Origin of the sequence: Polaromonas sp. CT11-55 (assembly GCF_047303325.1) — a bacterium.
Classification (GTDB): Bacteria; Pseudomonadota; Gammaproteobacteria; order Burkholderiales; family Burkholderiaceae_C; genus Polaromonas.
In genome coordinates this window covers 33,302-52,796 of sequence record NZ_JBKBEX010000032.1, presented here as the reverse complement: position 1 = coordinate 52,796, position 19,495 = coordinate 33,302, and the positions used below count along the sequence as shown (strand labels likewise).

The window sequence follows — 19,495 nt, the reverse complement described above, 5'->3', positions numbered from 1 at the left end:
CAAGGCGCAAAACGCAGGCGGGGTGAACCCCGTCAAGGCTTTGCAACGCCGCGCAAGGCCTTTTTGATCGCAACCCGGAGGGAATGGGGTAAAAACAGCGCCACTCGGCGTTGCGCTCCTAGCCCAGACGAAAGTCTGGGCGTCGTCGCGCGCCTTGATTGGCGCTGTTTTTACCCCATTCGCATTTGCAAACATAGTGTTAACAGGCCCCAACCTGTTAACGCTGTGTTTTCAAGCCCTAACCCATGATGCCCACGGTGATGTCCACAGTCAAACTGCTGCTGGTGGAGGACGATGCCTCCATGCAGGCGGCGCTGCAGCGCGCCCTGGGGCGCCGCGGCATGGAGGTTTTCGGATGCACCGACGGCCGGCAGGCCCTGGCGCAGTGGAAGGCCACGCAGCCCGACGTGGTGGTGCTGGACCTAACCCTTCCCGGCCTGGACGGCCTGCAGGTGCTGGCGCAGGCGCGCGGCCAGGGCCTGACGACCCCGGTGCTGATCCTGACGGCCCGCGGCACCGTGGGCGACCGCATCGTCGGCCTGAACACTGGCGCCGACGACTACCTGCCCAAGCCCTTTGACCTGGACGAACTCGAGGCGCGGCTGCGCGCCCTGAGCCGCCGCCGCCCCACGGCCGGCGCGGAGCCCGGCGCCGCGCCCCAAGTCGTGGGCCACTTGCGCTATGACCGGGAAAGCGGCGCCATCTACCACCGCGACCAGGTACTGGAACTCACGCCGCGCGAGCTGGCCCTGTTACAGACACTGATCGGCAAGCTGGGCCACGCCGTGTCCAAGGAGCGCCTCTTCGAGCTGGTGTTTCCCGGCGAAACCGACGTGCAGTACGAGGCCGTCGAAGTGGTGGTCTACCGCCTGCGCAAAAAGCTGGCCCAGACCGGCGTCACCCTGGTTACGCTGCGCGGCCTGGGCTACTTGCTGAAAGTGGATGCATGAGCGGCCGGGAGCCTGTGCCGCTGGTGCAGGCAGCGCCAGCAAGCCCGGCAGCGCAGGAAGCAACCGTCCAACGGGCCATCTCCCTTAGACGTTACCTGCTGACCGGCATCCTGCTTCCCGTCGGCCTGCTGATCATCGTGAACACCGCCAGCCTTTACCGCCAGGCGCTGGCCGCGGTGAACACCGCCTATGACCGCACCCTGCTGGCCTCGGCCAAATCCATAGGCGAGCAGCTGGACGTGACCGGCTACGACGAACAGTCCGAACTGCGCGTGACTGTGCCTTATGCCGCGCTGGAGGCCTTCGAGGCCGACAACCAGAGCCGTTTGTTTTACCGCGTCTCCAACCTCAAGGGGGACCTGGTCTCGGGCTTTGCGCAACTGCCCTTCTGGCGCGGAGAGATCCCCATACGCCCGCCGTATTCGGCGCTGGTCGATTTTTACGACGACGTGTTCCTCGAGGACCCGGTTCGCGTGGCCGTGCTGCTGCAACCCGTGGCCAGCGGCAAGGGCCGGGCCATGGCCGTGGTACAGGTGGCCGAGACCCTGGAGCTGCGCAAGACGCTGGCGCGCAAGATCCTCTTTGACACCTTGTGGCGCCAGGCCATCCTGCTGGCGGTGATCGCCCTGGTCGCGGTGGTGGTAGTGCAGCGCGCCACGCGGCCGGTGCGCCGGCTCAGCGCCGAGCTCAAGGCCCGCCCCGAGGGCGACCTGACGGCCATCACCGCCCCCGACGCACCGCGCGAGCTGCTGCCGCTGATCGAGGCGACCAACCAGGTCATGGGCCGGCTGCAGCACCTGCTGGACAACCAGAAGCGTTTTGTGCGGGACGCGGCCCACCAGCTTCGCACGCCGCTGGCGGTGCTCAAGGTGCAGGTGCAGTCGGCGCTGCGCGGCGACATGGAGGCGCGCGACGCGCTCGGTGAGATCAACCAGACCGTGGACCGCGCCACCGTGCTGGCCAACCAGATGCTGGCCCTGGCCAAGGTGGAGCAGCTGCGCCAGCAGGCCGACCTGCAGGCCATAGACCTGGCGCAGGTGGTGCGCTCGGTGGCGCTGGACCTCTCGCCGCTGATCGCCGAAAAAGACATCGACTTCGAGATTGAAACCGTGCCCGCCCGGGTCAGGTCGCATGAGTGGATGCTGGGCGAACTCACGCGCAACCTGCTGCACAACGCCATCAAGCACACGCCGGCTGGCGGCCCGCTGGCCGTGCGCATCGTGCGCGACGCAAGCTTTGTCGCGATGACCTTGAGCGACAGCGGGCCCGGCGTGTCGGCCGAGCTGTCGGCACGGCTTTACGAGCCGTTTTCGGCGGGCGACGTGCGCCATGGCTCCGGCCTGGGGCTGGCCATCTGCCGCGAGATTGTTGAAACCATGCACGGCAGCATCACGCTGGAAAACCGCGTCGTGCACGGCCAGGTGACCGGGCTGGACGCGGTGGTCCGCCTGCCCACGGCCTGAAGCGCCCACGCGCCCGGCAGGGGCGTTGGGTATTGGTTCAAAATAGCCGCCAATGGATAAATTGCGCATCGACAAATGGCTGTGGGCGGCCCGCTTCTACAAAACCCGCGCGCTCGCGGTCGAGGAAATCGACAAGGGCCGGGTCAAGGTCAACGGCGCCGAAGCCAAGCCCGCGCGCGAGGTCAAGTCCGGCGATACCGTGTCGCTGCGCCAGGGGCAAGTCCACCGCACCGTGGTGGTCCGCGGCATCAGCAGCCAGCGCGGCTCAGCCCCGGTGGCCCAGCAACTCTATGAAGAAACCGAGGAAAGCTTGCGCCTGAAAGCCGAGGCCGCCGAGCAGCGCCGCCTGAACAGCGACCCCGCCGGCGCCCAGGAACACGGCCGCCCCACCAAGCGCGACCGCCGCACGCTGGACAAGGCCTGGAATAACCGCTGGAGCGCGTCCGCGGACTAAGAGCCGCTCAAGCCGCGTAGGCCCGCTGCGCCAAAGCCTGCGCCAGCAATGCGGCCGGGTCCACCAGGTCCAGTGCCTCCATGCCGGGCACCACGCTAAGCGCCAGCGGTATCTCGGTGCAGCCCAGTATCAGCGTGGACAGTCCATGCCGCGCGGCCAGCGCCTCGGCCACGCCCGTGAAGCATTCGCGCGCCAAGGCCATATTGCCCATTTTCACGCCCTCATAAATGCCGCGCATCAGGCGTTCGCGGTCATCGGCCGCGGGTGTATGGCACTGCAGGCCGGCCTGGCGCAGTGCCTGGTCGTAAAGCCCCGCGCGGTAAGTGCCTTCGGTGGCCAGCAGGCCCACTTCGCGCACGCCGCGCGCGGCCAGCGTCTGCGCCACCTCGCGGGCCACGTGCAACACTTCGAGCTGCGGAAAACGTTCCTGCAGCTGGCCATGCCAGGCGTGGGCGGTATTGCAGGCCACCGCGACCGTCGTGGCGCCCAGCGCCGCCAGCTTGCCCATGGCCTGCAACATGGGGTCCAGCGGCTGGTGGCCGCCCGGCCCGGGCAACTCCAGTGCCGCGCTGCGGTCGGGCACCGGCACCTGGGCCAGCCAGTGCTCGGGAAAGCCCTGATCCGAGACCGGAATACCCAACTCGCGCATGTGGTCCGCGCAGGCCTGGACAAACAGGCGCGCGAAATCCGCGCCCGCCGCGGGCCCCATGCCGCCCAGGATGCCGACCACCCGGGTTCTGTTCATGTCATGCCTTTCAATAGTGAGCGTATCCGGAACAGAATCCAGGCGAACGCCCGCCGCCGGGTGCCTCAAGGCTCCCGGCCGGACTTTGTTGTTGGAGGGAAAAACCGCCGGCCCACAAAGGCCGGCGCGGGATGGCGTGATGCCATCAGCGGGAAGCGGCGCGCCGGCGCTCCCCGCGAGGCTTACATCGCCGGCTTGTCGCTCAGCGCCTTGAGGTTGGCCTTGAGTTCTTCGCTCATGGGCAGGTTCAGGTTCACGCCCTTGGGAGGGATCGGCGAGGTGAACCACTTGGCGTACATCTTGGTGAACTCGCCGGACTTGATCAGGCGGGTGATGGTGCCGTCGACCAGCTTCTTGAACTCGGGGTCGTCCTTGCGCAGCATGCAGGCATAGGGCTCGACCTGCAGGGAATCACCGACGACTTCCAGCGATGCCGGGTTCTTGGAGTTGGCCATCAGGCCGAACAGCAGGATGTCGTCCATGGCGAAGGCCAGCGCGCGATCGCTTTCGACGAGCAGCAGCGAATCGTCATGGTCCTTGCCCAGGATCAGCTGCATGTCCAGCTTCTTGTCGGCGCTGTACTTGCGGATCACCTGCGCATTGGTGGTACCGGTGGTGCTGGCCACCGTCTTTTTGGCCAGGTCGGCGTAGTTCTTGATGCCGGACGATTTTTTCACCAGCAGGCGCGTGCCGGTGTAGAAATGGTTGATGGCAAATGCCACGTCCTTGCCGCGCGCGGTGTTATTGGTGGTCGAGCCGCACTCCAGGTCGTAGGTACCATTAACCAGCAGCGGGATGCGGTTCTGCGAGGTCACGGGCATGTAGGCGACTTCGAGGTTGGGCTTCTTGAGCTTCTTGCGCACGTCGTCAACGATGGCCTCAGTCAGTTCCGCGGAAAAACCCACGGAGGTCTTGGAGCCGATCAGGTAGCTGAATGGCACCGATGCTTCCCGGTAGGACACCGTGATCTTGTTGCTGTCGGCGACCTTTTTCAGCGTCGGCACGGTTTGCGCGCTCGCGGTGGCGGCCAGGCCGGCTGTCAGCAGCACGGCGCTCATGAGGGTAGTGAATTTCATGCGAGTCCTTTCGGGGGCAATGGGTTGGTAGTTTCGGTAACCGGGTGAAACTGGCATCGCTAGTGTAGGAACTGCGGCGCCCGGCGTGTCATTCATTTTCGCGTCAAACCCATGACAAAAACTCATGGTTTACCCAAGCGCACCACCATGGCCCGAGCGCGCACCAAAGGCATAACCGCAGGTCATGGCCTTTGTGAATTCGGCATTGTTCAAACGCACACGCCTTGCGTACAGTCGCGCTCATTCGAGAAACAACCAAGGGTTTTTATGCATGTGTGCGTGCTCGGTGCGGGAATCGTGGGCCTCGCGACCGCCTACAGTTTGCGCCGCGCCGGCCATGAGGTCACGGTGGTGGACCGCGCCAGTCCCGGCAGCGGCGCCAGCGGCGGCAACGGCGCCCAACTGAGCTACTCCTATGTCCAGCCGCTGGCCGACCCGGCCATCTGGCGGCAGTTGCCCAAGCTGCTGCTGTCGCCCTCCTCGCCGCTCAAGCTGCGCCCGCGCCTGGACACGCGGCAGTGGCTGTGGGGCCTGCGCTTCCTGGCCGCGTGCAACAGCAAGACTTCGCGCGATACCACGGGCCAGCTGCTGTCGCTGGCGGCGCTGAGCCGCCAGTCCTTCGACGCCATGATGGCCGAGGAAAAACTCGACAACGATTTCTCCGCCACCGGCAAGCTGGTGCTGTATTCCGACGAGGCCGCTTTCGCGGCCGCGCAGCGGCAGATGCTGCTGCAGCGCGAACTGGGCAGCAGCCAGGAAGCCGTCAACGCCGACCGCTGCGTGGAGATTGAACCCGCGCTCAAAAGCCGCCATGGGCAGATCGCCGGCGCCATCTATACGCCCGGCGAATGCGCCGCCGACTGCCAGAAAACCTGCGACGCGCTGGGGGTGGTGCTGCGCCGGCTGGGCGTGCGCTTTTTGCTGGGCACGCCCATCGAGCAGCTGGTGCAGCGCGGCAAATCCATCGTCGCCGTGGCCACACCGCAAGGCCACATCGAGGCCGAGCGTTTTGTCATGGCGCTGGGCGCGGACTCGGCCCTGATGGCGCAAGGCCTGGGCCTGCATTTGCCGGTTTATCCGCTCAAGGGCTACAGCATCACGGTGGATGTCGCACCGGGAGAGCATGCGGCGCCCTCGGTCAGCGTGACCGACAGCGCGCGCAAGGTGGTGTTCGCCCGCATAGGCTCGCGCCTGCGGGTGGCCGGCATGGCCGAACTCTCGGGCTACGACACGGCCGTGGACCCGGCGCAGATCGCCTCGCTGCAGGCCTCGACCGAGACGGTGTTCCCGGGCTGCAGCCGCTTTGAGAACCTGCACCCCTGGGCCGGCATGCGCCCGGCCACACCCACCGGCCTGCCGGTGATAGGCCGCCACGCCAAAGGGCCGGACAACCTGTTTTTCAACACCGGCCACGGCGCGCTGGGCTTTACCCTGGCCTTCGGTTCGGCGCAGCGCATCAGCCGCATGGTCGCGAGGTGAGTTAGCCCCCTTCTCGGCTCACTTCGTGTAGCCGGATCCCCCCGCAGGGGCAACAGCAGCGGCCCGGCAAAGCCGGTTCCGCGCTGTTACTTGCGAAGAGAGCAGCAAGCCGCACCTGGGGTTTCAGGCCCGCTGCGTCAAGGCCTGCTGGAAGCAGCGCACAAACGCCCTGACCACCACCGAGCCGGGCTTGCCCGCCGGGAACAAGGCCTTGACGGGCACCGGGATCAGCGGTTCCAGCTCCAGCACGTCCACGCGCGCCGGATCGGCCGAGGCCGCGGTGCAGGTATCGATCACGGCAATGCCCAGCCCGTGGTGGGCCAACGCGAGCGCCGAGTGGTAGGTCTGCACCGTGATGGGGAACTCCAGGCCCACACCGGCTTCGCGGCAGGCCTGGTTAAGGCTGCGGCCCACCGGGTCCAACGCGTCCAGCCCGACCACCGGTGACTTGCTCAGGTCGGCCAGCGTGACGCTGCCGCGCTTGACCAGGCGCGAGGCCAGCATGCCCTTGGGCGCCACGCACACCATGCGGCCGTCGGCCAGGTGCTCCTGCGCCAGCGCCGAATGCGCGACCGGGCTGAACAGAAAGCCGACATCGGCCTCCTGCAAGGCCAGGGCCGAAACGATTTGCGGCGAATGCAGGGCCTGCAGCGTGATGGCCACGTCGGGGTGCTTGACGCGAAACAGCTTGAGGGCATGCGGCAGGATTTCATAGCTGAGCGCCAACACCGTGAGGATGCGCAACTCCCCCGCGCTGCCCCCGGTCTTGAGGTTGGCGGCCAGGCGCTGCACTTCGTCGAGCTGCGCGAACAGGCGCTCGATGTGCGGGTACAGCGTCAGCGCTTCGGAGGTCGGCGTCAGCCGGCCTTTGCTGCGCTGAAACAGCGCGAAGCCCAACTGCAGTTCCGCATGCTGCAGGATGCGGCTCACGGCCGGCTGCGTGACGTTGATCAGGCGAGCGGCCCCGCTCACGCTGCCGGTCAACATGACGGCGTTGAAGACTTCGATGTGGCGCAGGCGCATGATGGGGTCCGTAGTCTGTTTCGGCGTGGAACACCGCGAATTATGGCGAACCGGCCCCAAGGCGCGAAGGTCGCGCGGCCCGGGGATTTTTTCACGCTTTGTTTCATAATCGTCAGTCCACGTTTTTCCCAAGTCAGAAATACGCCTTCGCTCAGTAAACTGCGGCATATTCCGCCGGACCCGAATCCCTGTTACCCCAAGCTGCATGCGCCTCAGAATCTACCTGGTTGAAGACAGCCCCGTCATCCGCGACAGCCTCGCGGAATCACTGGAGGAACTGGCTCGCGCGCGCATCGTGGGCTGGGCCAGCAAGGAAAGCGAAGCGGTCCAGTGGCTGAACGAGAACAAAGCCTCCTGGGACCTCGCCATCGTCGACCTGTTTTTGCTCGAAGGCAGCGGCCTGGGCGTGGTGATGAATTGCCGCGAGAGGGACTTGCGGCAAAAGGTCATCGTCCTGACGAACTACGCCACGCCCGCCGTGCGCGAACGCTGCCTGGCCATAGGAGCAGACGCGGTGTTCGACAAGTCCAATGAGATCGACGAGTTCACCCGCTACGCGCTCGAGGAAGTCGAGCGGGCCGCGGGCTCCACGCAGTGGTGAAATAGCCGGCAGGCCGCCGGCACACCTGAATCACACGGCGGCCGCCGCGGCCAGCAGCCAGTCCCTGAAGATGCGCATGCCCGCCGTCGCCCGCCGTGATTTGAGCCGGGTCAGCCAGTAGCCGCCGGTTTCGATTTCCACCGCGAACGGCCGCACCAGGCGCCCGCCCTGCAGTTCGCGCGCGAACATGTTCACCGGCAGCAGCGCCACACCGGCGCCCTGCGCGGCCGCCTCGGCCATGGTCAGCGAAGAATCAAACACCACGCCCCTGACCACTGGGCAGGCCACACCGGCCGCGGCAAACCAGCGCGCCCATTCATCAGCCCGGTAGGAGCGCAGCAGCAGTTCCCTGGCCAGGTCGGCAGGCTCGCACAGACCCCGGGCCAGCGCGGGCGAACACATGGCCGACAGCGGCGACACCAGCAAGGGCTCGGCCTCGGTGCCGTGCCACGCACCGTCGCCGAAGCGGATCGCGTAGTCCAGGCCCTCGCCGGCCAGGTCGACGCGGTTGTTGTTGGTGAAGAGGCGAAAGTCGATAAAAGGGTGGGCCCGCTGGAAATCCCGCAGGCGCGGAATCAGCCAGCCGACGGCGAAGGTGCCGACCGCGCCCACCGTCAGCACTTCGCGGAATTGCCCGTCCTTGAACTGCTCCAGCACCGAGCCCATGCGGCCGAAAGACTCGGCCAGCACCGGCAGCAGCGCCAGACCCTCGTCGGTCAGCGCGAGGCCGCGCGGCAGGCGGCGAAACAGCGGCACACCCATGCGCTCCTCCAGGTTCTTCACATGCTGGCTGATGGCGGTTTGCGTCACGTTGAGCTCGTCGGCCGCCCGCGTGAAGCTCAGGTGCCGGGCCGAGACCTCAAAGGCGCGCAAGGCATTGAGAGGAAGGTGCATAGCGGCTAAGCCCCAGATTTACTTATGGATAGCCTTGATTATTGCCGTTTGTTGATTCCTCAGGCCATTGCTATCGTCACGGCCTCGTTCAACAATTTCAGAGGAAAAATCATGCAGAGACGGCAATTTTCAGGCGCACTGGGCGGACTGGTGGTCGCGGGTGGGCTTTTCAGTTACACCCAGAAATCATTGGGTGCCGGCGGCACGCTGGACCCGGCATCCGTCACCCGACGTCTGGCCGCCATCGAGAAAGCCAGCGGCGGCCGGCTGGGCGTTTCCCTCCTCGACACCGGCAGCGGCGCGAAGTACGGCTACCGCGCCGGCGAACGCTTTCCCATGTGCAGCACCTTCAAGCTGCTGGCGGCCGCCCTGGTACTGCACCGCGTCGATACCGGCCAGGAACAACTGGACCGAAGAATCCCCATCGCGGCCGGCGACATCCTGCCCCACTCGCCCACGACACAGCAACACATAGGCCCGCAAGGCCTGCCCATGGCCGCACTGTGCGAGGCGTCCATCATCGTCAGTGACAACGCGGCCGCCAACCTGATGCTGGCCAGCTTTGGCGGCCCGGCCGGACTCACCGCCTACCTGCGCAGCCTGGGCGACAAGGCAACACGGCTGGACCGCACGGAGCCCGAACTCAATGAATCAACGCCCGGTGACGTTCGCGACACCACGACGCCGGATGCCATGCTGGCCACGGTGCACAAGCTCACGCTGGGCTCGGCGCTGTCAGACGCATCGCGCCAGTTACTGGTCCAGTGGCTGCAAGCCAACACCACCGGCGACCGCCGCCTGCGCGCCCTGCTGCCGCCGGGCTGGCGTGTCGGCGACAAGACAGGAAGCGGAGCCCGCGGCTCGACCAACGACGTGGGCCTGATCTGGCCGCCTGGGCGCGCGCCTTTGCTGGTGGCGGCTTACCTTACCGGCACACAACAGCCGGCTGCGCAGCGAGATGCCGCGCTGGCGCAGGTGGGGCAGCTTGCGGCGTCGTTGGTGCAGTGATAGGTTTTTGGCAGACGCAAAAAAGCCGCCCGAAAGCGGCTTTTTACACTGGCGGAAACGGACGTTTCCGAGCCACCTCAGATGCTATCGCTACCGGCAAATACCGGTTACAACGCCCACAGCTATTCTCGGCCTCGAATTGCTATCCAGAACATTAAACTGGCGAGTGCAAGCAGGAGCCCACGTACGCCCCAAGGGCCGAGCAGGTAGTGGGTGAATTGAAAGACCGGTTCAAGTAGATTGCCACAACCAGACGCGCATAGAGTTGGCTTGATAAAGCTTAGCAGGGCAACGCCGAAGAGAAGCATTCCAAGCACTGCAGCGACAAGTCTCGAATTCATTGGGTTGAGGCTTTCTTCATCAGTTGCCAGATTAGGCTGCAGCGCCGCAATCTCTTCCTTTTAGGCGTCGTCAAGTGTTAACTGAAGGGCAACCATGGAACGAGCCTTTCGCGGCCCGACCAGTGCTATGGCCCACTCCAACGCAGCGCAACGCCACGCCTTCTCGCCAACGCCTCCCAACACTCGCAGAAGCAGTTTGACGTCCTCGCAGTAGATATGCACGAATGCATCAAGTTCTGCCAGTGCTCTTCTGCGCGGCAGGTCCTTGCGCTCCAAGTTCTCGTTCAGGCGCTCACTTTTGTACAGCAGATAGTCTTCCGGATGGGGCAAAAATTTCTTGGCGAGTTGGTAGTCCCCGGCTTCGATGATGCTCGGAAGTGCCAGGTCCGCGCATTTTTTCGCTTGATCAGGATTCTTCTTCATCAAGGAAAGGAAGAGCCCGTAGGTCTCCGGGCTGCGCCCCAACTCGTGGTCTATCGCCGCCACATCGTGAAAAAGAGTACGGGTATTGCCGTCGGCCTTTAGCAATGCAGCGGCTGTTTCGTCCCTGACGGTCTTCATGGCCGCAGCAGCGGGTGGATAGACGTCTGAGAGTTCTTTCCAGTACCCCAGCGCAAAAGAAAGTCTGACGCCGTAGTACGCCCGCTTGTGTTTCAACGCGTTCTTGTGGAACCATAAATAGTCCGCCAGCGCCTGTTCGTGCCGCCCTTCAGATGCGTTCATACGCCCTCTTTGCAGAATATCCCCTGGGTCCATGTGCAGCCTAATGTTTGTCAGGAGCGGCGACTGGCGGGCACGGCCCGTTGGAAGTCAGCTCGATGGAATGGTGAGGCTCCATCATGCCTTGTTCTCGCTGGCCTATTCTTTACCCCCGGATCTACCCACGGTAGAACGGACGGCAGGCCAGACGATAAGCACAGAGGTTGCGAGGCCGGGGAAATTAAAGCTGCTGGCGAACTTTGCCCCCAAGCCTTTGGCTGGAGTCAGGCACGGCGGTTGATGGCGCAGGGCATAAAAAAACCGACTCCTCCTTGCGGAGAGAGTCGGCAGTTTTGGCGGAAACGAAGGGATTCGAACCCTTGATGAGGCTCTACACCCCATACTCCCTTAGCAGGGGAGCACCTTCGGCCACTCGGTCACGTTTCCAATAAATCGATTATCTCACGACTTGCGGGCCATTTTCAGGTGGACGGTTGGTCCAGGTCAAAAGCCTTGTGCAGGGCGCGCACGGCGAGTTCCATGTACTTCTCATCGATGACCACGGAGGTCTTGATTTCGCTGGTGGAGATCATCTGGATGTTGATGCCCTCCTCGCTCAGCACGCGGAACATCTTGCTGGCGATGCCCACGTGGCTGCGCATGCCGATGCCGACGATGCTGACCTTGCAGATCTTGGCGTCGCCGGTGACTTCCTGGGCGCCCAGCTTGGGGACGACCTGGGTCTTGAGCAGGTCGACGGCCTTGGAGTAGTCGTTGCGGTGGACGGTGAAACTGAAGTCGGTCTTGCCGTCCTTGCTGACGTTCTGGATGATGACGTCGACTTCGATGTTGGCATCGGCCACGGCGCCCAGGATCTGGTAGGCGATGCCGGGGGTGTCGGGCACGCCGAGCACGGAGATTTTGGCTTCATCGCGGTTGAAAGCGATGCCCGATACGATGGCTTGTTCCATGTTTTCGTCTTCCTCAAAGCTGATCAAAGTGCCTGACTTGGCTTCTTCGTTGATGTCGATGTCCCATTCGGTGAAGCTGGACAGCACGCGCAGCGGCACCTTGTACTTGCCGGCGAATTCCACCGAGCGGATTTGCAGCACCTTGGAGCCCATGGAGGCCATCTCCAGCATCTCTTCGAAGCTCACGGTGTGCAGGCGGCGTGCCTCGGGCACCACGCGCGGGTCGGTGGTGTAGACGCCGTCGACGTCGGTATAGATCAGGCATTCATGCGCCTTGAGCGCCGCGGCGATGGCGACCGCCGAGGTGTCGGAGCCGCCGCGGCCCAGCGTGGTGACGTTGCCGCCTTCGTCCACGCCCTGAAAGCCGGTGATGATGACGACCTTGCCGGCGTCCAGGTCGGCGCGCACGCGCTCGTCGTCAATGGATTCGATGCGGGCCTTGGTGTAGGCGTTGTTGGTCTTGATGGTGACCTGCCAGCCGGCATAGCTCACGGCCTGCATGCCTTCGGCCTGCAGCGCAATGGCCAGCAGCGCGCTAGAGGCCTGCTCGCCGGTGGCGGCCAGGGCGTCGAGTTCGCGGCTGTAGGCCTCGCCGGCCTTGGCGGGCGCCAGTTCCTTGGCCAGGCCCAGCAGGCGGTTGGTTTCGCCGCTCATGGCGCTGGGGACGACGACCATCTGGTGGCCGGCCCGCGCCCACTTGGCCACTCGTTTGGCCACGTTGCGGATGCGCTCGGTCGAGCCCATCGACGTGCCGCCATATTTATGAACGATCAATGCCATTGCAGGATGTCAATCAGAAGTTGTTGCGAATTTTTTGCGGGCTTTGGGCCGGTTTTTACCGGCAAAAAGCGCTCATTGAGAGGCTCAGCGGTGCTGCGGCGCCAGCAAAGCCCTCAATTATACCGAGGACTACTTCCGGGTTAAGCCGGCTTATCCGCCGCAGCCTCGTAGCGCAGGGCCGCGCCGTCCCGCGTGACATGGCCGGTAGCCACCTTGAGGTGGATACGATGGCCGCGGGTGGTGCAGGCGGCGACCTGCGACAGCAGCTGATCGAGCTGTGCGGCGCTGGGCGTGGCGCCATGCGACTCGAGCAGCCAGTGGCGCAGCACATTGGCCTGGCGCGGCGCGGACAGCGCCTGCAGGGCCGCGATGGCGGGCGGCGTGCCGACGCGCGCCAGGTCTTCACGGGCCACCTCGGCCAGCAGGGCCTGCGCCTGGGCTGCATGCTGGGCGCTGCGCGCGAAGGTTTCGCGGAACTGCGGAAAAGATTCAGCCAGGGCCGGCAGCAGGCGGACGCGTATGCGGTTGCGGGTGTAGCGCTCGTCGCTGTTGGTCGGGTCGTCGACAAAGGGGATGTGCTGCTCCAGCAGCCAGGCGCGCAGGGCCGCAGCGGGAACTTGCAGCAGCGGCCGCAGGAACAGCACGCCGCCGCGCTCAAAGCGCGCGGCCATGGAGGCCAGGCCCGGCAGGCCCGCGCCGCGGCTCAGCGCCAGCAGCAGGGTCTCGACCTGGTCGTCGGCATGCTGGCCCAGCAGCACCGCGGCCAGTTTTTTTTCCGAGGCAGCCTGCGCCAGCGCGGCGTAACGCGCGAGCCGTGCCGCATCCTCGGGGCTCTGGCCCGCCGCGTTGCCGGCCTGAACGCGCAGCACCTGAAGCGGCACCTTCAGGCGCGCGCAGCTGTCCTCGCACACCCGCGCGAAGTCGTCGGCGGCGGCCTGCAGGCCGTGGTGGATGTGCAGCGCCGTCACCTGCCCCGGCCAGCGCTGGGCAGCCGCCAGCAGCAGCGCCGTGGAATCGGCGCCGCCGCTGTAGGCCACGCCCACAGGCAAAACGGGATCAAGGGATTCCAGCGCAGCGAGCGCCGGGTTCGGAGTGCTCACGCCGTGCCCGGCGCGCGGGCAACCGGCGGTTTAGCGCGGCTCTTATTTGGCGTCGGCCTTGGTGTCTGTGAAGCGGCCATAGCTTTGCAGGCGTTCATAGCGGCGGTCCAGCAACTCCTTGACCTTCAGGTCGCTGACCTGGCGGAAGGCGTCGTTGAGGGCGCGCTTGAGAAAGGCCGCCATCTGCTTGTGGTCGCGGTGGGCGCCGCCCACGGGCTCGTTGACGATCTTGTCGATCACGCCCAGGGCCTTGAGGCGGTGCGCGGTGATGCCCAGGGCTTCGGCCGCTTCCTGCGCCTTGTCGGAGGTCTTCCAGAGGATGGAGGCGCAGCCTTCGGGGCTGATGACGGAATAAATCGAGTACTGCAGCATCACGACCTGGTCGGCCACCGAAATCGCCAGCGCGCCGCCAGAGCCGCCCTCGCCGATGATGGTGGTGATGATGGGCACTTCAAGCTGCGCCATCTCGAAGATGTTGCGGCCAATGGCCTCGGACTGGCCGCGCTCCTCGGCGTCAATGCCGGGATAGGCGCCGGGCGTGTCGACGAAGGTAAACACCGGCAGCTTGAACTTCTCGGCAGTCTTCATCAGGCGCAGCGCCTTGCGGTAGCCCTCGGGCTTGCTCATGCCAAAGTTGCGCAAGCCGCGTTCCTTGGTGTCCCGGCCCTTCTGGTGACCCAGCACCATGCAGGCGGTGCCGTTGAAGCGGGCCAGGCCGCCGACGATGGAGAGGTCGTCGGCGAAGTGCCGGTCTCCGTGCAGCTCGACGAAATCGGTGAAGATTTCGTTGATGTAGTCCAGCGTGTAGGGACGCTCGGCGTGGCGGGCGATCTTGGTGATCTGCCAGGGCGTCAGGTCGCTGTAGATGTCTTTGGTGAGTTGCTGGCTTTTTTTGGCCAGCTGGTCGATCTCCTCGGAGATATCGACGGCCGACTCGGTCTGGACGTAGCGCAGTTCTTCAATTTTTCCTTCGAGTTCCGCAATCGGCTGCTCGAAATCAAGGAAGGTTTTCTTCGCCATGTGTTGCTCCTCAGGGCTTCTTCAAACTTAGATCTTGCTCGGTGCCGCCAGGGGCACCCAGGACCGGCAAAGGATCCAAAGAGCGCCAAATATACCAAGTTGCGACGCTGCAGTACGGCGCCCAGGCTGCAGCCACCTCGCGCGCGTCGCTGCGGCTGACCGATTCGCCGGAAAAATAGTTCTGGCTGATGCCGCTGATCAGGCCGATGTCGTCCAACGGCAGGACATTGGGGCGCATCAGGTAAAAGATCAAAAACATCTCGGCCGTCCAGCGGCCTATGCCGCGAATGGCGACCAACTCGGCGATGATGGCCTCGTCGTCCATGGACTGCCAGTCCTTCACGTGCACCGTGCCGGCGTCGAAGTTGATGGCCAGGTCCACCAGGTATTCGACCTTGCGCGCGCTCAGGCCGGCGGCCCGCATGTCGTCGACCTTGAGCCTGAGCACATTGGCCGGCGTCATCTTTTTGGGCAGGGCCTCGAAGCGGTGCCACACCGTTTGCGCGGCCTTGACCGAGATCTGCTGGCCCACGATGCTGCGCGCCAGCGTGCTGAAGGCGTCGCCCCGGGCCTGCAGGTGGGCGTCGCCGAACTGCGGGATCAGGCGCTTCATCACGCGGTCCTTCTTGACCAGGTGCTTGCAGGCCTCGGCCCAGTAGGCGGGGGCTGCGGCGACCGGGCCCGGCACGTCGGCCAGTTCGGCACTGGCGGGGCCGCTTTTGACGACCTGTTTCATGGGGCCTTGCGCAGGGTCTGCGGGTTCAGCGGCGGCTGGGGGCCGACCTGTCGGGCAAGGGTCACGACTGGGCCTCCCAGGTGGTGCCTGCGGCGGAGTCCTTGAGCACAATGCCCTGGGCCAGCAAATCCTGGCGGATGCGGTCGGCCTCGGCGAAATTCTTTGCGGCCTTGGCGGCGGCGCGCTGGGCGATCAGGCCCTGGATGCTGGCCTCGTCCAGGCCGGCGCCGGCCTGCAGGTAGGCGCCGGGATCGCCCTGCAGCAGGCCCAGGCAGCCGCCCAGGCTTTTGAGCAGACCCGCCAGCGCGGGCGAGCGCGTCTTGTTGACTTCCCCGGCCAGGTCGAACAGCACGGCCACCGCCTCGGGCGTGCCGAAGTCCTCGTCCATGGCGGCCTTGAAGCGGGCGGCGAAGGGCTGCGCCCAGTCGATAGCGACGGTGTCCGCCGCGACCCCGGCCAGCGCGGTGTACAGGCGCTTGAGCGCGCTCCGGGCATCGTCCAGGTGGGCGTCGCTGTAGTTCAGGGCGCTGCGGTAATGCGTGCGCACCAGGAAGAAGCGGATGGTCTCGGCGTCGTACCGGGTGAGCACGTCGCGGATGGTGAAGAAATTGCCCAGCGACTTGGACATTTTTTCGTTGTCCACCCGCACAAAACCGTTGTGCACCCAGAAGCGGGCCAGCGGCTTGCCGCTCGCGCCTTCGCTCTGGGCGATCTCGTTTTCATGATGCGGGAACTGCAGGTCGGCGCCGCCGCCGTGCAGGTCGAAGGTCTCGCCCAGGGTCTGGCAGCTCATGGCTGAGCACTCGATGTGCCAGCCGGGGCGGCCGGGGCCGTAGTCGCTGTCCCACTTGGCGTCGTCGGGCTCGGCGGGCTTGGCGCTTTTCCAGAGCACGAAGTCCAGTGGGTCGTCCTTGCCGTCCAGCACCGCCACGCGCTCGCCGGCGCGCAGTTCGTCCAGGGACTTGCCTGAGAGCTTGCCGTAGCCCTTGAACTTGCGCACCGCGTAGTTCACGTCGCCGCCGGGCGCGCGGTAGGCCAGGCCCTTGCCCTCGAGGGCGGCGATCAGGCCCAGCATCTGCGGCACGTACTCGGTGGCGCGCGGCTCCAGCGAGGGCGGCTCCATGCCCAGCGCGCCTATGTCCTGGTGCATGGCCTGGATCATCTCGTCGGTCAGCGCCCGGATGCTGATGCCGCGCTCGACCGCCCGCTTGATGATCTTGTCGTCGATGTCCGTGATGTTGCGCACATAGGTCACGCGCAGGCCGCTGGCCTTGAACCAGCGCTGCACCACGTCAAAGGCCATCATCATGCGCGCGTGGCCGATGTGGCACAGGTCATAAATCGTCATGCCGCACACATACATGCGCACATGGCCGGGCTCCAGGGGGGAAAATTCTTCCACGGCACGCGACAGCGTGTTGTAAATGCGAAGGCTCATGAAGATTGGGGCGGCGGAAGACATCGGTCGAAAACCGACTATCAATTGGACAGGGGGAACAGGAAGGTTTATCTCATGGACGCCAAGAGCGGACAAGGGCCGGTTGGCATACGCGCAAAAACCTGCGACAAAACGGAAAAGTACGGAATCCGGGCGGCCATGGACTATACCCCCTCAGCTACAATCGGCCAGTATATCCAGCCCGATGGACAACATTCAGCGGCCCCTCTGGCCACCTGAAAAGCCGGGCCGTTTATGGCAATTTTCGACCCACGGCCCTCAAACAGCCCCAGGGGACCCAAAACAATAGCGAGAAGTTCTTATGCCCACGCAAAACTTTTTTAAACGCAAACCCCTGTCAGCCGTCCTGCGCCTGCTGGTGGCTGCCGCCGCCCTGTCGATGTCCGCGGCCCATGCCGACGACTATGCCGATGTCAGCCGCCTGATGCGCGCCGGCCAGTTTGCCGAAGCCATGGCCAAAGTGGACCAATACCTCGCCAGCAAGCCGCGCGACCCGCAAATGCGTTTCTTCAAGGGCGTGATCCAGACCGAAACCGGCAAGGCCAACGAGGCCATCGCCACCTTCACCAAGATCACCGAAGACTACCCCGAGCTCCCCGAACCCTACAACAACATGGCTGTGCTGTACGCCGGCCAGAGCCAGTTCGACAAGGCCCGCGCCGCGCTGGAAATGGCCATACGCACCAACCCCAGCTACGCCACCGCGCACGAAAACCTGGGCGACGTTTACGCCCGCCTGGCCAGCCAGGCCTATAGCAAGGCACTGCAGCTGGACGGCGGCAACGCGGCCGTTCCGCCCAAGCTGGCCCTGATCCGCAACCTGTTCTCGGCCGACGCCAAGGCCCAGCCGCAAGCAGCCGCCAAGCCCGCCGCCGGCGCCCAGGCATCCGGCCAGGTCACGGCCGCCGCGCCGGCAGCCCCCGCACCGGCCGCCAAGCCCGCGCCTGCGGCCGCTCCCGCTACGGCAGCACCCGCCGCGGCGTCGGCGCCCGCTGCCGCCACCCCGGCACCTGCACCCGCACCCGCCGCCACCACTGGCGCCGAGAAGGAAGTCGAAGCCGCCGTGCGCGGCTGGGCCCAGGCCTGGTCCGACAAGGACATGAGCGGCTATCTCGGCAGCTACGGCCAGAACTTCGAGCCACCCGGCAAGCAGGCCCGCAAGGCCTGGGAAGAAGACCGCCGCACGCGCATCGTCGGCAAGTCCAAAATCAGCGTGAAGCTTTCCAACCTGTCGATTTCGGTGCAGGGCAACAAGGCCACGGCCCGCTTCAAGCAGGACTACAGCGCCGATTCGCTGAACATTTCCAGCCGCAAGACCCTGGACCTCGCCAAGGTGGGTGACCGCTGGGTGATCGTCAAGGAATCCACGGGCGGTTAATCGCCGGCGGCCGACCTGACCCAAGTGCATTGCCCACCTTCTTCGCCGGCCGGCAAACTGTCGTGGAAACCTGCATGAAAAAGGCGCTCACAGCCCTTTTTTTCGTGGCCCCTTGCCTGCTGCCGGTGTTCGCCCCGGCGCGCGCGGAAGCCGCAACCAAGGCCGTCGCGCGCCCCGCCGCCGCGCCGCAACGCGTAGCACGCGACGGCGAGGCGGAAGCCCGCCTGATTGAAATCTACAAGCTGATCGGCCAGGCCGCCCCCCGCGAGGCGCTGCGCAAGGCCGAGAGCCTGGTCAAGGACCACCCCAACTTCCAGCTCGCGCAACTGGTCTACGGCGACCTGCTGGCCGGCTTCACGCGCCCGCTGCGCGCGCCCGGCGACGTGCCCGAAATCACCGCCAACAAGGCCGCAGCCCCGCTGCTGGCCGAGCTGCGCCAGGAATCGCTGCTTCGGCTGCGCGCGCTGCGCGAGCGCCCGGCGCCGGGCACCGTGCCCTCGCAGTTCCTGGCGCTGTCGCCGCGCAACAAGCATGCGATCGCCGTCGACGCCTCCAGGTCGCGCCTCTACCTGTTTGAAAACACACCCACCGGCATCAAGCTGGTGGCCGACTACTACATCTCGGTCGGCAAGTCCGGCATTGAAAAATCCGTCGAGGGCGACCTGCGCACGCCGCTAGGGGTGTATTTCATCACCAGCAACCTGGACCCCAAATCGCTGCGCGACTTTTACGGCTCGGGCGCGCTGCCCATCAACTATCCCAACCAGCTTGACGTCAAGCGCGGCAAGACCGGCGGCGGCATCTGGCTGCATGGCACGCCGCCGGCGCAGTTTTCGCGGGCGCCGCTGTCCACCGACGGCTGTGTCGTGCTGGCCAATCCCGACCTGGAACGCATCATCCGCACCGTCGAAGTGCGCAGCACGCCCGTCGTCATCGCGCACAGCCTCAAATGGGTGGCGCCGCAATCGCTGGCGTCCGACATCAAATCGTTTGAAAACGTGCTGCAGGACTGGCACAGCGCCAAGTCCAGCGGCGACATCGCCAAGCTCACCGCCTGGTACACCCCCGACTTCACGAGCTACGGCAAGACCCTGGCTGAGTGGACGCCGGCCCTGCAGAGCGAGCTCAAGCAGCTGGGTGGGCGCGGTATCCAGCTCAAGGACGTGTCTTACCTGCGCTGGACCGACAGCGCCGACACGATGGTGGTAACCTTTGGCGAGCTGGTCAAGGGCGCCAGAACCGGCCGCACCAAGCGCCAGTACTGGGTCCGCCAGGGCAGTCAGTGGAAAATATTTTTCGAAGGAGCCATTTGATGGCA

General features: G+C 65.3%; 18 protein-coding genes and 1 tRNA gene. 8 read left to right on the top strand and 11 right to left on the bottom strand.

From position 1 onward, the window contains the following. The first annotated feature begins 260 nt into the window (after positions 1–260). Genes ACEN8I_RS21770 through ACEN8I_RS21760 form a run of 3 tightly spaced genes read left to right on the top strand, consistent with a single transcriptional unit; the run spans position 261 to position 2,867 of the window. Entirely contained in the window at positions 261–950 is a 690-nt protein-coding gene (locus tag ACEN8I_RS21770; RefSeq protein WP_413330696.1) for a response regulator transcription factor, read from the top strand. After that, positions 947–2,413: a sensor histidine kinase gene (locus ACEN8I_RS21765; RefSeq protein WP_413330695.1), complete on the top strand. Its 1,467-nt coding sequence runs from the start codon at positions 947–949 to the stop codon at positions 2,411–2,413. The genes ACEN8I_RS21770 and ACEN8I_RS21765 overlap by 4 nt, the downstream gene beginning before the upstream one ends. Before the next feature lie 52 nt (positions 2,414–2,465). Next, on the top strand, positions 2,466–2,867 hold the full coding sequence (locus tag ACEN8I_RS21760) for an RNA-binding S4 domain-containing protein (RefSeq protein ID WP_413330694.1): 402 nt from the start codon (positions 2,466–2,468) through the stop codon (positions 2,865–2,867). Positions 2,868–2,874: 7 nt separating this feature from the next. On the opposite strand, the gene ACEN8I_RS21755 is transcribed toward ACEN8I_RS21760, so the two are convergent. Both ACEN8I_RS21755 and ACEN8I_RS21750 read right to left on the bottom strand, forming a co-directional pair. Continuing rightward, the gene (locus tag ACEN8I_RS21755; RefSeq protein ID WP_413330693.1) at positions 2,875–3,612 is read right to left on the bottom strand and encodes an aspartate/glutamate racemase family protein; all 738 of its coding nucleotides are present in this window, start codon (positions 3,610–3,612) and stop codon (positions 2,875–2,877) included. A gap of 182 nt (positions 3,613–3,794) precedes the next feature. Beyond that, positions 3,795–4,688 carry a transporter substrate-binding domain-containing protein gene (locus ACEN8I_RS21750; RefSeq protein ID WP_413330692.1) on the bottom strand — a complete coding sequence of 298 codons (894 nt, stop codon included), beginning with the start codon at positions 4,686–4,688 and terminating at the stop codon, positions 3,795–3,797. Between the two features lie 267 nt (positions 4,689–4,955). Here ACEN8I_RS21750 and ACEN8I_RS21745 point away from each other — a divergent pair, with 267 nt between their 5' ends. Continuing rightward, positions 4,956–6,167 carry a D-amino acid dehydrogenase gene (locus ACEN8I_RS21745; RefSeq protein ID WP_413330691.1) on the top strand — a complete coding sequence of 404 codons (1,212 nt, stop codon included), beginning with the start codon at positions 4,956–4,958 and terminating at the stop codon, positions 6,165–6,167. Positions 6,168–6,290: 123 nt separating this feature from the next. Here the strand turns inward: ACEN8I_RS21745 and ACEN8I_RS21740 are convergent, their stop codons facing one another. Beyond that, a complete protein-coding gene (locus ACEN8I_RS21740; protein WP_413330690.1) occupies positions 6,291–7,190 on the bottom strand; it encodes a LysR family transcriptional regulator in 900 nt (299 codons plus the stop codon). Positions 7,191–7,395: 205 nt separating this feature from the next. Here ACEN8I_RS21740 and ACEN8I_RS21735 point away from each other — a divergent pair, with 205 nt between their 5' ends. Then, positions 7,396–7,791 (top strand): response regulator, encoded by a 396-nt coding sequence (locus ACEN8I_RS21735; RefSeq protein WP_074575365.1) that lies wholly within the window; start codon positions 7,396–7,398, stop codon positions 7,789–7,791. A 30-nt stretch (positions 7,792–7,821) separates the two neighbouring features. Here ACEN8I_RS21735 and ACEN8I_RS21730 read toward each other — a convergent pair whose 3' ends face one another. Next, positions 7,822–8,685, bottom strand: coding sequence for a LysR substrate-binding domain-containing protein (locus ACEN8I_RS21730; RefSeq protein WP_413330689.1), 864 nt, complete (start codon positions 8,683–8,685; stop codon positions 7,822–7,824). Between the two features lie 111 nt (positions 8,686–8,796). Between ACEN8I_RS21730 and bla the strand changes: the two genes are divergently transcribed. After that, positions 8,797–9,693, top strand: coding sequence for a class A beta-lactamase (gene bla / locus ACEN8I_RS21725; RefSeq protein WP_413330688.1), 897 nt, complete (start codon positions 8,797–8,799; stop codon positions 9,691–9,693). Positions 9,694–10,094: 401 nt separating this feature from the next. Here the strand turns inward: bla and ACEN8I_RS21720 are convergent, their stop codons facing one another. The 7 genes from ACEN8I_RS21720 to cysS all read right to left on the bottom strand — a co-directional run bounded on the left by ACEN8I_RS21720 (position 10,095) and on the right by cysS (position 16,778). Beyond that, complete coding sequence (locus ACEN8I_RS21720) at positions 10,095–10,757, bottom strand: hypothetical protein (protein WP_413330687.1); 663 nt, start codon at positions 10,755–10,757, stop codon at positions 10,095–10,097. Positions 10,758–11,087: 330 nt separating this feature from the next. Then, positions 11,088–11,180: transfer RNA gene (locus tag ACEN8I_RS21715), tRNA-Ser, on the bottom strand. 35 nt (positions 11,181–11,215) lie between these two features. After that, on the bottom strand, positions 11,216–12,484 hold the full coding sequence (locus ACEN8I_RS21710) for an aspartate kinase (RefSeq protein WP_007870438.1): 1,269 nt from the start codon (positions 12,482–12,484) through the stop codon (positions 11,216–11,218). 140 nt (positions 12,485–12,624) lie between these two features. Continuing rightward, positions 12,625–13,584 carry a tRNA lysidine(34) synthetase TilS gene (gene tilS / locus ACEN8I_RS21705; protein ID WP_413330686.1) on the bottom strand — a complete coding sequence of 320 codons (960 nt, stop codon included), beginning with the start codon at positions 13,582–13,584 and terminating at the stop codon, positions 12,625–12,627. Between the two features lie 42 nt (positions 13,585–13,626). Further along, the gene (locus ACEN8I_RS21700; RefSeq protein ID WP_007870434.1) at positions 13,627–14,604 is read right to left on the bottom strand and encodes an acetyl-CoA carboxylase carboxyltransferase subunit alpha; all 978 of its coding nucleotides are present in this window, start codon (positions 14,602–14,604) and stop codon (positions 13,627–13,629) included. Between the two features lie 10 nt (positions 14,605–14,614). After that, complete coding sequence (locus ACEN8I_RS21695) at positions 14,615–15,340, bottom strand: DNA-3-methyladenine glycosylase family protein (protein WP_007870432.1); 726 nt, start codon at positions 15,338–15,340, stop codon at positions 14,615–14,617. 61 nt (positions 15,341–15,401) lie between these two features. Beyond that, positions 15,402–16,778 carry a cysteine--tRNA ligase gene (gene cysS / locus ACEN8I_RS21690; RefSeq protein WP_413330685.1) on the bottom strand — a complete coding sequence of 459 codons (1,377 nt, stop codon included), beginning with the start codon at positions 16,776–16,778 and terminating at the stop codon, positions 15,402–15,404. Positions 16,779–17,100: 322 nt separating this feature from the next. Between cysS and ACEN8I_RS21685 the strand changes: the two genes are divergently transcribed. Then, complete coding sequence (locus ACEN8I_RS21685) at positions 17,101–18,177, top strand: tetratricopeptide repeat protein (protein ID WP_413330684.1); 1,077 nt, start codon at positions 17,101–17,103, stop codon at positions 18,175–18,177. A 74-nt stretch (positions 18,178–18,251) separates the two neighbouring features. Beyond that, complete coding sequence (locus tag ACEN8I_RS21680) at positions 18,252–19,490, top strand: L,D-transpeptidase family protein (RefSeq protein WP_413330683.1); 1,239 nt, start codon at positions 18,252–18,254, stop codon at positions 19,488–19,490. Positions 19,491–19,495 lie beyond the last annotated feature (5 nt).

Bases quoted from the DNA above. Each gene is read 5' to 3' on its own strand.
- ACEN8I_RS21770 (WP_413330696.1), top strand. From the start codon at position 261: ATGTCCACAGTCAAACTGCTGCTGGTGGAGGACGATGCCTCCATGCAG.
- ACEN8I_RS21765 (WP_413330695.1), top strand. From the start codon at position 947: ATGAGCGGCCGGGAGCCTGTGCCGCTGGTGCAGGCAGCGCCAGCAAGC.
- ACEN8I_RS21760 (WP_413330694.1), top strand. From the start codon at position 2,466: ATGGATAAATTGCGCATCGACAAATGGCTGTGGGCGGCCCGCTTCTAC.
- ACEN8I_RS21755 (WP_413330693.1), bottom strand. From the start codon at position 3,612: ATGAACAGAACCCGGGTGGTCGGCATCCTGGGCGGCATGGGGCCCGCG.
- ACEN8I_RS21750 (WP_413330692.1), bottom strand. From the start codon at position 4,688: ATGAAATTCACTACCCTCATGAGCGCCGTGCTGCTGACAGCCGGCCTG.
- ACEN8I_RS21745 (WP_413330691.1), top strand. From the start codon at position 4,956: ATGCATGTGTGCGTGCTCGGTGCGGGAATCGTGGGCCTCGCGACCGCC.
- ACEN8I_RS21740 (WP_413330690.1), bottom strand. From the start codon at position 7,190: ATGCGCCTGCGCCACATCGAAGTCTTCAACGCCGTCATGTTGACCGGC.
- ACEN8I_RS21735 (WP_074575365.1), top strand. From the start codon at position 7,396: ATGCGCCTCAGAATCTACCTGGTTGAAGACAGCCCCGTCATCCGCGAC.
- ACEN8I_RS21730 (WP_413330689.1), bottom strand. From the start codon at position 8,685: ATGCACCTTCCTCTCAATGCCTTGCGCGCCTTTGAGGTCTCGGCCCGG.
- bla (WP_413330688.1), top strand. From the start codon at position 8,797: ATGCAGAGACGGCAATTTTCAGGCGCACTGGGCGGACTGGTGGTCGCG.
- ACEN8I_RS21720 (WP_413330687.1), bottom strand. From the start codon at position 10,757: ATGAACGCATCTGAAGGGCGGCACGAACAGGCGCTGGCGGACTATTTA.
- ACEN8I_RS21710 (WP_007870438.1), bottom strand. From the start codon at position 12,484: ATGGCATTGATCGTTCATAAATATGGCGGCACGTCGATGGGCTCGACC.
- ACEN8I_RS21700 (WP_007870434.1), bottom strand. From the start codon at position 14,604: ATGGCGAAGAAAACCTTCCTTGATTTCGAGCAGCCGATTGCGGAACTC.
- ACEN8I_RS21695 (WP_007870432.1), bottom strand. From the start codon at position 15,340: ATGAAACAGGTCGTCAAAAGCGGCCCCGCCAGTGCCGAACTGGCCGAC.
- cysS (WP_413330685.1), bottom strand. From the start codon at position 16,778: ATGAGCCTTCGCATTTACAACACGCTGTCGCGTGCCGTGGAAGAATTT.
- ACEN8I_RS21685 (WP_413330684.1), top strand. From the start codon at position 17,101: ATGCCCACGCAAAACTTTTTTAAACGCAAACCCCTGTCAGCCGTCCTG.
- ACEN8I_RS21680 (WP_413330683.1), top strand. From the start codon at position 18,252: ATGAAAAAGGCGCTCACAGCCCTTTTTTTCGTGGCCCCTTGCCTGCTG.